Annotated in this window: 15 protein-coding genes; 4 read left to right on the top strand and 11 right to left on the bottom strand. The window is 56.3% G+C overall.

Annotated features, from left to right (window positions below; all coding sequences use genetic code 11):
* Positions 1-5: 5 nt before the first annotated feature.
* Positions 6-557: a metallophosphoesterase family protein gene (locus RAL88_RS07935; protein WP_306268521.1), complete on the bottom strand. Its 552-nt coding sequence runs from the start codon at positions 555-557 to the stop codon at positions 6-8.
* 8 nt (positions 558-565) lie between these two features.
* On the bottom strand, positions 566-1,480 hold the full coding sequence (locus tag RAL88_RS07930) for a polyprenyl synthetase family protein (RefSeq protein ID WP_306268519.1): 915 nt from the start codon (positions 1,478-1,480) through the stop codon (positions 566-568).
* A 236-nt stretch (positions 1,481-1,716) separates the two neighbouring features.
* On the opposite strand from RAL88_RS07930, the gene mtgA reads away from it, so the two are divergent.
* Complete coding sequence (gene mtgA, locus RAL88_RS07925) at positions 1,717-2,457, top strand: monofunctional biosynthetic peptidoglycan transglycosylase (RefSeq protein WP_306268517.1); 741 nt, start codon at positions 1,717-1,719, stop codon at positions 2,455-2,457.
* 35 nt (positions 2,458-2,492) lie between these two features.
* Here the strand turns inward: mtgA and ggt are convergent, their stop codons facing one another.
* From ggt to RAL88_RS07900, 5 genes are all read right to left on the bottom strand, one after another.
* Positions 2,493-4,292, bottom strand: coding sequence for a gamma-glutamyltransferase (ggt, locus tag RAL88_RS07920; protein WP_306268516.1), 1,800 nt, complete (start codon positions 4,290-4,292; stop codon positions 2,493-2,495).
* Positions 4,293-4,514: 222 nt separating this feature from the next.
* On the bottom strand, positions 4,515-5,315 hold the full coding sequence (locus tag RAL88_RS07915; RefSeq protein ID WP_306268515.1) for a xanthine dehydrogenase family protein subunit M: 801 nt from the start codon (positions 5,313-5,315) through the stop codon (positions 4,515-4,517).
* A 14-nt stretch (positions 5,316-5,329) separates the two neighbouring features.
* Entirely contained in the window at positions 5,330-5,848 is a 519-nt protein-coding gene (locus tag RAL88_RS07910; RefSeq protein ID WP_306268513.1) for a (2Fe-2S)-binding protein, read from the bottom strand.
* A 28-nt stretch (positions 5,849-5,876) separates the two neighbouring features.
* A complete protein-coding gene (locus tag RAL88_RS07905) occupies positions 5,877-5,999 on the bottom strand; it encodes a hypothetical protein (protein WP_306268511.1) in 123 nt (40 codons plus the stop codon).
* Positions 6,000-6,114: 115 nt separating this feature from the next.
* Entirely contained in the window at positions 6,115-6,870 is a 756-nt protein-coding gene (locus RAL88_RS07900; RefSeq protein WP_306268510.1) for a carbon monoxide dehydrogenase subunit G, read from the bottom strand.
* 197 nt (positions 6,871-7,067) lie between these two features.
* Here RAL88_RS07900 and RAL88_RS07895 point away from each other — a divergent pair, with 197 nt between their 5' ends.
* Together RAL88_RS07895 and RAL88_RS07890 are read left to right on the top strand one after the other, a co-directional pair.
* The gene (locus RAL88_RS07895) at positions 7,068-8,027 is read left to right on the top strand and encodes a class I SAM-dependent methyltransferase (RefSeq protein ID WP_306268508.1); all 960 of its coding nucleotides are present in this window, start codon (positions 7,068-7,070) and stop codon (positions 8,025-8,027) included.
* Positions 8,024-8,914 carry an RNA methyltransferase gene (locus RAL88_RS07890; RefSeq protein ID WP_306268507.1) on the top strand — a complete coding sequence of 297 codons (891 nt, stop codon included), beginning with the start codon at positions 8,024-8,026 and terminating at the stop codon, positions 8,912-8,914. Before RAL88_RS07895 ends, RAL88_RS07890 begins: the two co-directional genes overlap by 4 nt.
* A 32-nt stretch (positions 8,915-8,946) precedes the next feature.
* Here RAL88_RS07890 and RAL88_RS07885 read toward each other — a convergent pair whose 3' ends face one another.
* From RAL88_RS07885 to RAL88_RS07870, 4 genes are all read right to left on the bottom strand, one after another.
* On the bottom strand, positions 8,947-10,158 hold the full coding sequence (locus RAL88_RS07885) for a SulP family inorganic anion transporter (RefSeq protein WP_306268506.1): 1,212 nt from the start codon (positions 10,156-10,158) through the stop codon (positions 8,947-8,949).
* Positions 10,159-10,343: 185 nt separating this feature from the next.
* Positions 10,344-10,781 carry a cyclic nucleotide-binding/CBS domain-containing protein gene (locus tag RAL88_RS07880; protein WP_306268505.1) on the bottom strand — a complete coding sequence of 146 codons (438 nt, stop codon included), beginning with the start codon at positions 10,779-10,781 and terminating at the stop codon, positions 10,344-10,346.
* A 15-nt stretch (positions 10,782-10,796) separates the two neighbouring features.
* A complete protein-coding gene (locus tag RAL88_RS07875) occupies positions 10,797-11,309 on the bottom strand; it encodes a MarR family winged helix-turn-helix transcriptional regulator (RefSeq protein ID WP_306268503.1) in 513 nt (170 codons plus the stop codon).
* 296 nt (positions 11,310-11,605) lie between these two features.
* On the bottom strand, positions 11,606-12,046 hold the full coding sequence (locus RAL88_RS07870) for a DsrE family protein (protein ID WP_306268501.1): 441 nt from the start codon (positions 12,044-12,046) through the stop codon (positions 11,606-11,608).
* A gap of 326 nt (positions 12,047-12,372) precedes the next feature.
* On the opposite strand from RAL88_RS07870, the gene RAL88_RS07865 reads away from it, so the two are divergent.
* Positions 12,373-14,028 carry an acetolactate synthase large subunit gene (locus RAL88_RS07865; protein WP_306268499.1) on the top strand — a complete coding sequence of 552 codons (1,656 nt, stop codon included), beginning with the start codon at positions 12,373-12,375 and terminating at the stop codon, positions 14,026-14,028.
* Positions 14,029-14,047 lie beyond the last annotated feature (19 nt).

Below are 14,047 nucleotides of genomic sequence, written 5' to 3'. Positions count from 1 at the left end.
AATCATCACATGCGTCGTTTGCCACCCGCGACTTGCGGATATTCAGGCCGCTCCTGCATCACCAGTCTGATCTCCTCGAAGGAGACTGGACGATATGTCTGGCTGTCGACGCCGACATCGAGACTTTTGGAACGTGGTTGATGATCCAGTCTTCCATGGACATGGCCGAACAGATGCCATGATCCCCGCCAGGCCCTGTTCCATTCGCGCAACGGATAGTGGCACAAAAAGATCTGCTGGCTGTCCACTGAAATGGATTTCATCATATCAATCGAAGCAAAACTGGCGGCGCTGTCGCGTACAGTCCTGTCGTCGTGATTGCCCTGGATCAAATGGATGGTGCCGTTCAGCCGGGCGGCGAACGTGCTGGCGGGCTCGTCAGAACCGATGCTGAAATCCCCCAGATGCCAGACAGTATCGTGTTCGCGGACAACAGCGTTCCAATTGGCAATCAGAGCCTCATTCATGTCCGTCACCGTCTGAAATGGCCGTTTCGACAGACGAATGATGGATTCGTGGTCGAAATGAGTGTCTGAGGTGAAAAAAATATCTGGCATCAAACGTGTCAGGATGTCCGGTTGGCAATGAAACTGGCAGTCTGTTTCAAAGTCTCTGCAGCGCTTCCGTATTCCGCCAGAAGGGCATGAGCCTCTTCAATCTGGCGGTTCAGATGAATTTTTGCCGCATCCAGTCCCATGAAATCCACCAAAGTGGCCTTGCCTGCGGCGGCATCTTTGCCTGCACCCTTGCCGAGTGTGGCGGTGTCTGCGGTGCGGTCGAGAATATCGTCGGCCAGTTGAAAGGCCAGCCCGATGATATCGCCAAAACGGGCCAGAACACTCCTATCGCTTTCAGAACAATCCGCCAGATCGGCCCCGGCGATGCAGGCATAGCGCAACAGGGCTCCGGTTTTCATGGATTGCATGGATTTGATGCTGTGTTCGGTGGGTTGCGGCGGGGTGGCCCCGCGGCGGCCTTCAGCGCAAAGATCGAGCATCTGGCCGCCCACCATGCCACTGGCCCCTGCTGCTTTGGCGAGGCCGGACACCAGCTTCAGGCGGACCGCAGCATCGCGGTGAACCCGGTCATCGGCGATGAGTTCAAAAGCCAGTGTCTGCAGGGCGTCCCCGACCAGAATGGCGGTTTCCTCGTCAAAGGCAATGTGAGTGGTCTTCCGGCCGCGGCGCAAGTCATCATTATCAAGTGCCGGCAGATCATCATGGACAAGACTGTAGCTGTGAATACATTCCAGTGCGGCCCCGGCAAACAGAACGCCGTCATCGCGGCGGCCAAACAGGGCTGCTGTCTCGACCAGCAGAAAAGGCCGCAACCGCTTGCCACCGCCCAAAGCGGCATAGGCCATTGCGTCGAGCAGACGCTGCGGGGCGCCAGATGAAGCCTGGGCCGCCAGAATGGCTTCCAGCAAGGCGCTGATGCGCTGACCGTGTTGTGTCAATTTCTCGATCAGCTCGTGTGGCATCTGGTCTTGGGTCCTACCGGGGCAGCTTCCTTGAACCACATCGACGCATTTGAGGGCAAGAGCTAGATGACGCTGCGACTGATCCAACAAGAAGCCCGCAAACAGTGAATGACTTGCCTGCCTATTGATCAACTCAAGAACTATTGCCGGACAGAAAAAGCAATCCAGTGCCAGCGCGCATGTTGTAAGGATTTGCGCGCTATGGCAAACACAGCGGATCAGCTGTGGACGCGAATTTGGCCAGATCCGACAAATCATCAGACCAGAGTTCCGCGCGTCCTGCCGGGCGCGAGCGGACACGCTTGCGTAAATGGATGCGCAGGCTGCTGGTGGTGCTGGTCATTGTGCTGTTGGCACCGTTTATTCTGGTGCCTGCCTATATGGTGGTTCCGCCACCGATCTCCAGCCTGATGGTATGGCGGATGGCGCAGGGCTATGGAATCAACCGTTACTGGACACCAATTGAGCAGTTTTCGCCAAATCTTATCGATGCAGTCCTGTCCAGCGAAGACGGACGGTTCTGCCTGCATCAGGGTGTGGACTGGCAAGCGGTGGAAATTGTCCTGGACGATCTGATCGATGGGGGAAACCCGCGCGGTGCCAGCACGCTGACCATGCAGACCGTGAAAAATCTGTTTCTCTGGCCCAGCCGGTCCTATTTGCGCAAAGCCCTTGAAATACCGCTGGCGCTTTACGCGGATCTGTTCTGGTCAAAACGGCGGATCGTGGAAATCTATCTCAATGTGGCGGAGTGGGGGCCGGGTCTATACGGCGCTGAAGCCGCCGCGCGGCGCTATTTCGGCAAAACCGCTGCCCGGTTGTCGATGCGCGAGGCAAGTCTGCTGGCGACAGCACTGCCCAATCCACTGGCGCGCAATCCCCGACAACCCGGTGCGGCACATACCCGCCTTGCGCGGATATTGGAAGCCAGAGCGCGCAAATCCGCAGGCCTGTTTTCCTGCGTCGGCAATCGTTGAAAGCCGGCTCCACGGATTATGCGAAGATGCTTCAGCTACTCGCCGATGACAATACCTTCGCGGCGCGGATCAGCCCCGCCCCGCAGCTTGTCACCATCTATCAGAATTCCCTGCAATCCTGAATTCAGATCCCTGGCATCCACTTTGTAACCCAGCGCTTCCAGTGCCGGGCCAAGAGATTCTGCAGCCGTTCCCAGTTCCAGATCGTAAGTGCCGAACCGGTTGACGAGATTCGGCAGATTGATCGCCGCCTGCAGGCTGAGACCCCAGTCAATGTGGGCAATCAGCGTCTTCGCCACATAGCCGATGATACGGCTGCCGCCGGGGCTGCCAACGGCCAAATAGGGCACGCCGCTTTTCATCACGATTGTCGGTGACATGGAAGAGCGCGGCCGTTTACCGGGTTCCACACGGTTTGCAATCGGGTAGCCGTTTTGATGGGTCTTAAAGGAAAAATCGGTCAATTCATTGTTCAGCAGAAATCCACCGGCCATCAGTCTCGAGCCAAAACCGTTTTCAATGGTGGTCGTCATGGACACCACATTGCCGGCGCTGTCGCGGATCACGAAGTGGCTGGTTGACGGTAACTCAATCGATGCATCATCGGCCTGGTACAGCGCATGATCGAATGCAGGCTCGCCCGGAGTAACGTCTTCGAGCCGGTTTTCACGCAGCAGAACGCCGCGATTGGCAAGATAGCCGTCGGCTATCAGACCCTTGGTCGGCATGGGCACAAAATCGCTATCCGCCATATAGCGCCCGCGATCGGCAAAGGCCAACCGGGATGCATCACCGATCAAACGCCATGCCTGAGGGCTGTTCGGACCAAGCCCTTTGAGATCATAGGCCCGCAAGGTGCCGAGAATCTGCCCGACTGTCAGTGCGCCGGACGAGGGTGGCCCCATGCCGCAAACATCATACCCACGATAGTCAACGCAGACCGGTGCGCGTTCTTTAAGCCGGTAGGAAGCCAGATCACTCATCGACAGCACGCCGGGATTGCCCGGAGCGGACTGCACAACGTTGATAATTTCCTCGGCTATGCTGCCCTTATAGAAAATATCGGTTCCCTGTGTGGAAAGCATCCGCAGAGTTTCGGCATAGGCAGCATTTGTCCGGGCATCACCTGCCTGCAGTGGCATGCCGTCGTTACGGAAAAAATAGGCTTTGGTATCTTCAAATCGGGCAAGCCGCTCCTGATCGGCTGCAATCGAGGCGGCGAGGCGCGGCGACACTTTGAAACCGGCTTCGGCCAATGAGATGACGCTGTCGAAAAGCGTTGCCCATGGCAGAGAGCCATAGCGCCCATGCACCGCTTCGAGCAGAAGCGGGGTCCCCGGAACCCCCACGGAGCGACCGCCAACCACCGCATCAAAAAATTTCAAAGGCTGGCCGGTTTCATCCTGAAACAGGGTCGGGGTTGCGGCCATGGGTGCCGTTTCACGGCCATCAAACGTGGTCAGGCGCTTATTGGCGGCATCCCAGTAGAGCAGAAACGCACCACCACCCAACCCGGAGGATTGTGGTTCGACAAGCCCGAGCATCAGCTGAACCGCGACCATCGCGTCAATCGCATTGCCACCGCCGCGCAGAACCGCAGCACCCGCTTCGCTGGCCACCGGATTGGCAGTGGAAATCATCCAGTTACTGGATCTGATTTCCTCGACCTCTTCTGCGACAAGATTGACTTCCAGCGGCACCTGTGTGGTGGGCTCGGTGCCGGATTCCGGTGCTACACTATCTGCAGCCTGCTGGGCATTGGCCGGCAATGCCGCGACGTAAAGAGGCAGGACGGCCGCCAACACCAGAATGCGAAGAAAGCCAGCATGTTTCATAAATCAATCCATTTGATCATGTCGCAGGCCTCGATGAGAGCGAAACCAGAATCAGGTTCAGGACCCAGATCAATTGAAGCCTGCCCGCGAATTGCATGAAAGTCCATTCAATTGCCTCTATACAGCTGCGCAAGGATTGCCGCAAATGCCGTCCCGAGCCAGCTTGCAGCCTACCTCCAAAATTTTTGCGTCCCTTGTAGAATCAACCGCCTTATCAGGCTTTCAGTGTGCAGTTTCCACGGCCCGCTTTGCCATGACTTTTACCAGATTGGCGCGGTAGGCCGACGAGCCGTGGATATCGGACAGCATCTGTCCCGCATCGACAGAAATGCCGCTGATGGCATCGACAGACCAGTTGGCGGACAGGGCGGATTCCATCTCTTCATGGCGAAACACTCCGTCAGAGCCGGCTCCTGTGACTGCGACGCGGATGCTGTTGTCAGCGTGCCTGGCGATAAAGACGCCGGCCATGGCGTAGCGTGAGGCAGGGTTGGCAAATTTTGCGTAAGCGGCCTTTTGCGGAACCGTGAAACTGATTCGGGTGATCAATTCGCCGTCCTGAAGCGCAGTGTCAAACAGGCCGGTGAAAAAGTCCGAGGCCGACAGGGAGCGGGCATTGGTGTGGATTGTCGCCTCAAGTGCTACCACTGCTGCAGGATAATCTGCCGCAGGATCATTGTTGGCAACCGATCCGCCCAGCGTTCCCATCTGGCGCACATGCGGGTCGCCGATATGCGAAGCCAGTTCTGCCAAAGCCGGTATCGCCTGTCTGACATCGGTTGATGCGGCAACATCCGCGTGGGTCACCGCGGCACCGATGGACAGCTGGCCATCCGCCAGGCTGATTCCGGCCAGGGCTGCAATGTGCCGCAGGTCAATCACGTCGGAGGGAGCGGCCAGTCTTTGTTTCATGGTTGGCAGCAATGTCTGTCCGCCGGAGAGAAACTTTGCGTCCTGCGCCGTGCTGAACAACTGAATGGCATGTTCCACACTGGTGGGGCGATGATAGATGGTTTCGTACATGAAATGTCCCCTGACTATACCACAGCTTGCGCAGGCTCGGCTGCCCGGCTTGCCGGGCTTGCAGCGCTTGCCATCTCATCAGCAGCTGCTTTAATGGCTTTGACAATGTTGTGGTAACCGGTGCAACGGCAGATATTGCCCTCAAGTTCGGCACGAATGGTTGGTTCATCAAGCTTTGCGCCGTGACGGCGGATCATGTCGGCTGCTGCCATGATCATGCCCGGCGTGCAAAACCCGCATTGCAGGCCGTGATGTTCCTTAAACGCAGCCTGGACAGGGTGTAATACACCGTCTGCCGCCAGACCTTCGATGGTGGTGATGTCAGCGCCGTCCGCCTGTGCAGCGAGCATTGTACAGCTCTTGACCGCCTTGCCGTCAACATGAACCACGCAGGCCCCGCATTGTGACGTATCGCAGCCAATATGGGTGCCGGTCAGATTGAGATGATCGCGGATATAGGTCACCAGCAATGTCCGGTCTTCAACGTCGCGGGACACGCTGTGCCCATTCACATTCATCGATATTTTTGTCATATGTCTCTTCCGAATTCACAAAGCTGTTCTAGTTTGCAGAAACGCCTGTCCGGGCCTCTTGTGCGCCTTCAACGCCGCGATCTGTCTGATCTTGCAAATGCGCCTGATCCGGCAAATGCGCCTGATCCGGGCTTTCCTCACCAGTCTTCATCAGATTTCATTATTGTGGTGGCGAAATTACGGAGGGCGGCCCTGTCTGCTTCGCCTTTCGGATCTTGTCCACTTCAATATCAAAAAAGAGATGCTGGATTCCGGGTTGCCAGAGTTCAGGACAGCAGCAGCAGACCGGCAATGAGGATAGCCAGAGCGATGAAGCCCCACATCATTGGCCCGCCAAGAGTGCCTTTGCCAGCCTCCACTTCAAGGGTCTCTTCCGCGTCGTGAACGGCTTCGCCGATTTCCCTGGCAACATCGGAAATATTATCGTCGTGGCCCAGATCCCGGTCATCAATCGTGGCTTTGTCAGTGGTCTTTTTGACTGCAGGAGCGGGGATTTCAGCGGCCTGACTGACACTGACTGTCTCGGCCGCAGGACTGATACTGGCGGTTTCCACAACCGGTTTCACAGGAGCCGCCTCGGTGCCTGCGCCCAGTTTGGCAGAAAAATTGCCGAAAAACTCGTCTGCCATCTTCTTGGCAGTGCTGTCGATCAGGCGGGACCCCAATTGCGCCAGTTTGCCACCGACCTGTGCAGTGGCAGTATAGCGCAGAATTGTATCGGTACCATCCTCTTCCAGATTGACTTCTGCGCCACCCTTGGCGAAGCCCGCAACGCCGCCCTTGCCCTCGCCGGAAATTCTGTAGCCCTTGGGCGGATCAATGTCGGACAGTGTAACCGACCCCTTGAATTTGGCTTTGACCGGGCCGACTTTTGTCGTGACGGCCGCTGTCATTTCCGTATCGGAAGTCATTTCAAGGCTCTCGCAGCCGGGAATGCATTGTTTCAGAATTTCAGGATCGTTGAGGGCCGCCCAAACTGTTTCGCGCGGCGCTGGAATACGGTATTCGCCAGACATGTCCATGATGTGGGCTCCCTGTTAAGTGATTTTGGTGAAACTTGCACAGAGCGTGACCGTTCAGCAAGTGGCAGCAACGGATAGCAGCGAAATCTTTTCACGACATTTGATCAGTGCCACGGCTGAAACAGCCGCAGCCAATCATTGCTTGGGTCGGCAAGCGGTATTTGCTATAGCGCGCGCAACGTTTTTGCGGAGCCTGAATGACACACGACATCAAAATGCTCGAATCCTCAGGCTGGGCCGATTATGCACTGCTTGACAGCGGCGAGGGGCGCAAGCTGGAGCGCTACGGAGCTGTGATCGTCGACCGGCCTGATGCCCAGGCAATCTGGAAACGGTCCAGCCCGGATTTGTGGCTGGATGCCCAGGCGGTGTTCTCAGCAGATAAGGATGAAGAGGGTGCGGGACGCTGGAAACGCGCGCCTGGCCTTGACGATGACTGGACCATGTCATTTGACGACGTGCGCTTCATCTGCCGGTTTTCGGCTTTTCGTCATGTCGGCGTGTTTCCCGAACAGGCAGCGCATTGGGCCTGGTTTGCAAAGCGTATCAAAAATGCCGGAGCGGGCGGGCGCAGGCTGAAAATTCTCAATCTGTTCGGCTATACCGGAATTGCCTCTCTGGTGGCGGCTGCCTGCGGCGCCGAAGTCACCCATGTTGATGCTTCAAAAAAAGCCATCGCCTGGGCGCGGGAAAACCAGACTCTGTCGGGGCTTGATACAAAACCGATTCGCTGGATTTGCGACGACGCCGCCAAATTTGTTGCGCGGGAGGGCCGCCGCGGCAATTTCTATGACGGAATTATTCTTGATCCGCCGAAATACGGCCGGGGACCGAAAGGCGAGGTCTGGCAGGTGATGGAGGATCTGCCTGGTCTGATGGATGATTGCCATGCCATTCTGTCGCCCGATGCTGATTTCATGATTCTGACAGCCTATGCCATCCGCGCCAGTTTTTTCATGACTCATGAGCTGATGCGGGACCGGTTTGGCGGCAGGAGAGGCACCCTGACCAGCGGAGAACTGGTGCTGATGGAAAGTGGCGATCGGAATCCGGGGGATGTCCGGTCTGGTCTTGCCCCCGCCGTTTCCGCCGGTAGCACAGATGACAGTCGCAGGCTGTCGACGTCACTTTACAGCCGCTGGGAGGCGCAATCATGACACAAGACAATTCATCCGATGACAAATTGTCGGGAGACAAACTTTCGAAAGACCGGCCTGTCGCTGAAAAGCGGATTTCCGGCCAGGTTAAACAGATCACCAGCGTGTCGAACCCGATCATCAAGGATATTCGCGGGCTGGCTTTGCGCAAGAACCGCAACAAATCGAATCTGTTTCTTGGGGAAGGCCTGAAACTTGTCACCGATGCGCTGCAGAAAAAATGGCCTATTGCCGATATTATCTATGGCAAATCCTTCGCCGATCAGGACGCCGTTGCCCAGGCTGCGGCGAGGGTCCGCGCTGCTGGCGGCTCGGTGCTGGAAGTCTCCAACCAGGTGCTGGAAAAAATCTCCAGGAAAGACAATCCGCAGATGGTTCTGGGGGTCTTTGAACAGCGTTACCAGGCCTTGTCCAGCGTCCGCCCGGGGCGCGGCGATCTGTGGGTGGCGCTCGACCGGGTGCGCGATCCGGGAAATTTGGGCACCAGCCTGCGCACTGCGGATTGCGCCGGAGCGAAGGGCGTCATTCTTGTGGGAGACTGTACCGACCCTTATTCCGTGGAAGCGGTCCGTGCTTCGATGGGGTCGATTTTTCACGTGCCTCTTGCCAAGGCCTCGGAAGGCGAGTTTCTGCAATGGAAAGAGCGCAACCATGTTGCCGTGATCGGAACCCATCTTGCCGGTGCGGTGGATTACCGGACGGTTGACTACAGTGCTGCAGGTGTGATTTTGATGGGCAATGAGCAGCAGGGCCTGACGGATCAGCTGGCTGCGGCTTGTGATCAACTGGTGCTGATTCCAATGGCCGGAGAGGCCGACAGCCTCAATCTGGCGGTCTCGACCGGAATTGTTCTGTTTGAAGCCCGCAAGCCGGTGCTGACGCCGTGATTGACGCCGCCGCAATGCGTCGATCGTCTCTGTTATCGCTCAGGCTCTGACCAGTCGCTCGCGATCTGATTTCTCTGGCGAAGTTTCAGGGCCAGTCCAATGGCAACACCGGTTCCGATAGCAACCGTCAGATCAACCAGCACGGTGAGCACCAGGGTAATCAGAAGGAGCACACGGTCGCTTGCCGGTGCATTGACATGCGCCTTCCATTTGTGCGGTTCGGACATATTCCAGGCGGCAATAATCAACAGTGCCGCCAGTGACGGCATGGCCAGCAACCCGACAAGTGGTCCGGCCAGCATCATGACGAGGAGCACAGTCAGCGCATGAACGATGCCGGCGACGGGGGTTTTGCCGCCAGCGCTGATGTTGGCAGCGGTTCGCGCGATAGCCCCTGTCGCTGGCAGGCCGCCAAACAGGGCTGATCCAAAATTGGCAATACCCTGTGCTATCAATTCCGCATTGGGCCGGTGTTTCGATCCGATCATCCGGTCTGCAACCATTGCGGACAAAAGCGATTCAATACCTGCAAGAAATGCAATGATGATTGCCGAGGGCAGCAACTCGCTCAAGCGGGTGAATGAGATTTGCGGAATGACCGGATAGGGGAGCGTGTTGGACAAGGCCCCGAACCGCGAAAAAATAGTGTCGACCGGTGCTTGCATGTAAATCGCAACGAATGAACCGATTGCGACGGCCAGGATCAGGCCCGGCAATCGCGGGGCGAGACGCCGAAACAGCACAATCAGAACAAGCGTCAACAGGGCAACGGCAAGTGCCGAGATATTCAAACTGTCCTGTGCGGCCCACAGAGCAGATATTTTTTCAAGAAAATCCGCCGGCAGAGCGTCAATCGTCAGACCAAGGAAATCCTTGATCTGGCTGGTTGCGATGATCACTCCGATGCCGATGGTGAAACCCTGCACTACAGCTTCGGGTACCAGGGCGATCAGCCGTCCGGCTCTGAAATATCCTGCGACCAGCAGAATAATGCCAGCCATAAAGGTTGCCAACACGAGACCGTCATAGCCGTGTTCGGCAATGACACTGAAAACAACAACAATAAAGGCACCTGTCGGACCACCAATCTGAACGCGACTGCCACCGAACAGCGATATCAGAAATCCGCCGACAATGGCGGTAATCAGACCTTTTTCAGGGCCGGCACCAGAGGCAATCGCAATTGCCAGACTGAGCGGCAGCGCCACCATCGCAACTGAAATCCCTGCGATCAGATCAGCCATGAATGTCTGTCTGTCATACTCCTTCAGAGTTGTTAGAATTTTCGGTTGCCGCATATGCTAGAGCACGTTTCCGAAGAAAGATAATCTGTGATCCGGGCCGGTTTCTATCTGGGCTCGCAGATCGCAACTGTGATTGATCCGCATATGCTGGTGCCTGCCTATGTGCTGTCCGGTCGCTTTGCCGGTCATGCAATGCGCGCTACGGCCATGTCGCGCAGCACATTTATTTCCATTTCATCGTTTTCATGGATTTTTGCCAGAAGTGCGCGGATCCCAATCACGGCCACGGGGCGGCCATTCTCCATCGCAACCAGATGGCGGATTTTGTGCCGGCCCATCAGATAAATTGCGTGGCTCAGTTTGCAGTCAGACTCGCAGGTGATGACTTTTTCTGACATCCACCGGGAGATATTTTCCTCGCCGAGCTGACCGTCATTGTGTGCCAGCGCGCGCATGACGTCATGGTCTGTCAGGATGCCGGCCAATTCGGATTCCGAATTCAATGCCACCATAGCATTCTGTTGTTTGGCAACCATCAGTTTCACTGCTTGTTTGAGAAGCATTTCCGGCGTTCCACTCAACAATTGATGGGTTCCGGTATTGATCATTGATTGGACTGACATGGGATTCCCCTCCGGTCAAAGAAGCGCGCCCGCAGACGCATAAAGCTCAGATTCAAATTTTTGCAGAGTTAGAAGGGCTGTGGTGATGGTCAGAACAGCGCCGTGTTTGAGATTGGCTTTGAGTTTTCCAAGGACGGCATTCAATTGTCCGATCTGCTCCTCCTCGACATCGTGCAGCAGATCGTGCCGTAGCCGGGTTGCCGTTTCCTCAAGCTGGTCGAGCAGAAGCAGTGCGTCCGTGGTCACCATGAGGCGATAGGCGCGCCGGTCTTGCGGATTGTTTTCGCGTACCACAAAGCCGCGCTCGCCAAGCCGGTCTATCAACCGTCCGACAGCTGCATTTCCAAGCTCCATTTCCTCGGCGAGTTCAGCCTGGGTGAGATGCGGTCTTTTGGAAATAATGCCCAGGGCAAGCCATTTGACACGGGTCAGATTGTGCATTTTCAACCTGCGATCAATCTCATGGCGCAACAGATGTGCCACATCGTGGATCAGGGTGCCTAACAGGTCGTCTTGCTTGGTAATCATCGGTAAGCCTCAAAGCAGTGACAGCTAGTATATATGTCAGCATAAGATATGTATACATACTATTTACAGTGAAAGGTGCAGGCTACGCGCCAAAGAGGCGCGCGCTGGGCCAAAGCGGAAGTTTAAAACATGCTGTGTCTGCCGTAACCGCTCTCGGGCGGTATCCACTGACGCTGGGGTTCCGCGAACCTGAAATGCGAAAGCCGTCTGATCATAGGATCAGACGGCTTTTGTTGAACCAAGCGGCGGTATCATACCGGATACCAAGATACCGGATACCAAGGTCTCGCGGATATTCAGGGCCTTACGTAGCTGTAGCCCTGCTCCTGCAGTTCCATCAGCCGAACAACGCCGGACTGGACCATAGTGGCTTCGGAAAGAAGTTCGACCTTCTTGCCAGCCTTTTTTTCCATGCCTGCCAGCGTGTTACCGCAGGCCGCAAAAGTGAGGTTCTCGTGCTCCATTGACATCACCGAGATTCGGTCCTTGACCGGGCTGTCGGCGGTGTACATCTTCAGGCCAGGACCATACGCAACAATCTCGATCGTAACCGTCTCGCCCTTTTCGTCGTAGTAGGACTGCACATTCTTGGCATTGTTGAGCGCCAGATTCATCACCGCCGGATCATTCTGGTCAACGTGGATTGCAAGCCTATGGGCCTTTTCGTCCGCTAAAGCCGAACCGGCCAAAATGAGGCTGAGCGCAACGGCACTCAGAATTCTGGTAAAAAACGTCATGGTGTCCTCCCAAACATTTGAATTTATGAATGTGACAATACAGCAATCCGGGTACGGTGCAAGCTTTGGCAGGTCCCATTAATTGGCAGTGGTGCCATGCCGTCAACTTACGCGGCCACGCAATCAGTGAAGTAGCGCATCACCCCAACAGCACCAGCCTCCTGCACCACTCCATGGTCGTCGGTTTCTTTGAAGCCACATTCCATGATATCGCTCTGACGCAACGACACTGAAAATAATGCCTCCGAAAACACCGATACTGAAGGCTCCGGTCGGGCCGCCAATCTGGATACACCTACTCAAGATACAGAAGAGCGCACATCAATATGACACAAACGGCAGCAGAACTTTTCGTAAAATGTCTGGAGACGGAAGGCGTTGAGCGCATCTATGGCGTTCCCGGCGAGGAAAATGCCGATTTTGTTCTGGCACTCGACAAATCCTCGATAGATCTGATCCTCACCCGGCACGAACAGGGCGCGGCCTTCATGGCATCCACCTATGGCCGGCTTACCGGAAAGGTCGGCGTCTGCCTTGGCACACTGGGACCGGGTGCAACGAACCTGATGACCGGGGTCGCCGACGGAAATATGGACCGCGCGCCGCTGCTGGTGATCACCGGTCAGGGCGCGACGACGCGGCAGCACAAGGAAAGCCATCAGGTGATGAATGTGGTGGATATGTTCCGCCCCGTCACGAAATGGTCCCAGGCGGTTCAAAGCGCCGACAGCGTTCCCGAAATAGTCGCCAAAGCAATGAAACTGGCGCGCACCGAAAAACCCGGCGCCGTCCATATTGAACTTGCGGAAAACATCGCGGCTGAAAAAACCGGTGCCACTCCGTTGCGCCCTGCCAATCCACGCCGCGCTGTGCCTGATGAAACGATCATGGATCAGGTCTGGGAGCGTATCCGCCGTGCCAGATCGCCCCTCATCATTGCCGGCAACGGCACCATACGGACACGGGCCAGTCAGCAGCTGCGGCACTTCTGCGATGCGACCAATATCGGCGTGCTGATGTCGTTCATGGGCAAGGGCGCGGTTGATCTGGACGCGGAGTATTGCCTTTTTACCATCGGCATGGGGCAACGGGACTATCCGCTGCTGGCCGTTGAAGCCGCTGATCTGATCATCACACTGGGCTTTGATATGGTGGAGTATCCGCCCTCAAGCTGGAACGGAAATGGTGACACGGACATCATCCATATCGACTTTCTGCCAGCCGAGGTTGATGCGGATTATATGCCTGAGATCGAAGTGGTCGGCGATTTGGCACATGCGCTGTGGATGCTGAACCAGCGCATCAAAAGCGATGGAGCGCCGCAATTCGAACTGGCCAAACAAGCCTCGTTGCGGCAGACAATGCTGGCGGAATTTGCCGAACATGCGGATGATGATACGCACGGCTTGATACGGCCGCAAAAGGCAGTGGCCGACATCCGCAAAGTTCTGGGACCCGATGACATTCTTCTGTCCGGCGTTGGTGCCCATAAAATGTGGATCGCACGCCATTACCATTGTCACGAGCCGGGCACCTGTATCATATCCAACGGGTTTGCCTCAATGGGCATGCCATTGCCCGGTGCGATAGCTGCAGCCATCGCCTGTCCGGAGCGAAAAATTCTTGGGGTGGCCGGAGATGGCGATTTCCTGATGAATGTGCAGGAGATGGAGACAGCAAGACGGCTGAACAGCAACATCACCATGCTGATCTGGGAAGATGAATCCTATGGCCTGATCGAATGGAAGCAGCAACAGGAGTTCGGCACTCACACTGATCTCGGTTTCGGCAATCCGGACTGGATGCTGCTGGCGCAAAGTTTCGGCTGGCAGGGCGCGCGGTGCGAGAATGCAGCCGATCTGCTGCCAACGCTGCAAACAGCGCTGGATCACAAGGGCCCGTCACTGGTGGTTATCCCGATTGATTATCGCGAAAACATGAAGCTGAGCCAGCGGCTTGGCGAGATTGATTTCAGTTCCTGACGCTGCCCTGATCGACAGT

This window comes from Pararhizobium sp. IMCC3301, assembly GCF_030758315.1.
Taxonomy (GTDB): Bacteria; Pseudomonadota; Alphaproteobacteria; order Rhizobiales.
The sequence above is the reverse complement of the archived record's forward strand: the minus strand, read 5'-3'. Positions and strand labels throughout refer to the sequence as shown.

What these genes read in the sequence shown, in the direction of transcription:
- RAL88_RS07935 (WP_306268521.1), bottom strand. Translation starts at nt 557, where the DNA reads ATGCCAGATATTTTTTTCACCTCAGACACTCATTTCGACCACGAATCC.
- RAL88_RS07930 (WP_306268519.1), bottom strand. Translation starts at nt 1,480, where the DNA reads ATGCCACACGAGCTGATCGAGAAATTGACACAACACGGTCAGCGCATC.
- ggt (WP_306268516.1), bottom strand. Translation starts at nt 4,292, where the DNA reads ATGAAACATGCTGGCTTTCTTCGCATTCTGGTGTTGGCGGCCGTCCTG.
- RAL88_RS07915 (WP_306268515.1), bottom strand. Translation starts at nt 5,315, where the DNA reads ATGTACGAAACCATCTATCATCGCCCCACCAGTGTGGAACATGCCATT.
- RAL88_RS07910 (WP_306268513.1), bottom strand. Translation starts at nt 5,848, where the DNA reads ATGACAAAAATATCGATGAATGTGAATGGGCACAGCGTGTCCCGCGAC.
- RAL88_RS07905 (WP_306268511.1), bottom strand. Translation starts at nt 5,999, where the DNA reads ATGAAGACTGGTGAGGAAAGCCCGGATCAGGCGCATTTGCCGGATCAG.
- RAL88_RS07900 (WP_306268510.1), bottom strand. Translation starts at nt 6,870, where the DNA reads ATGGACATGTCTGGCGAATACCGTATTCCAGCGCCGCGCGAAACAGTT.
- RAL88_RS07895 (WP_306268508.1), top strand. Translation starts at nt 7,068, where the DNA reads ATGACACACGACATCAAAATGCTCGAATCCTCAGGCTGGGCCGATTAT.
- RAL88_RS07890 (WP_306268507.1), top strand. Translation starts at nt 8,024, where the DNA reads ATGACACAAGACAATTCATCCGATGACAAATTGTCGGGAGACAAACTT.
- RAL88_RS07885 (WP_306268506.1), bottom strand. Translation starts at nt 10,158, where the DNA reads ATGGCTGATCTGATCGCAGGGATTTCAGTTGCGATGGTGGCGCTGCCG.
- RAL88_RS07880 (WP_306268505.1), bottom strand. Translation starts at nt 10,781, where the DNA reads ATGTCAGTCCAATCAATGATCAATACCGGAACCCATCAATTGTTGAGT.
- RAL88_RS07875 (WP_306268503.1), bottom strand. Translation starts at nt 11,309, where the DNA reads ATGATTACCAAGCAAGACGACCTGTTAGGCACCCTGATCCACGATGTG.
- RAL88_RS07870 (WP_306268501.1), bottom strand. Translation starts at nt 12,046, where the DNA reads ATGACGTTTTTTACCAGAATTCTGAGTGCCGTTGCGCTCAGCCTCATT.
- RAL88_RS07865 (WP_306268499.1), top strand. Translation starts at nt 12,373, where the DNA reads ATGACACAAACGGCAGCAGAACTTTTCGTAAAATGTCTGGAGACGGAA.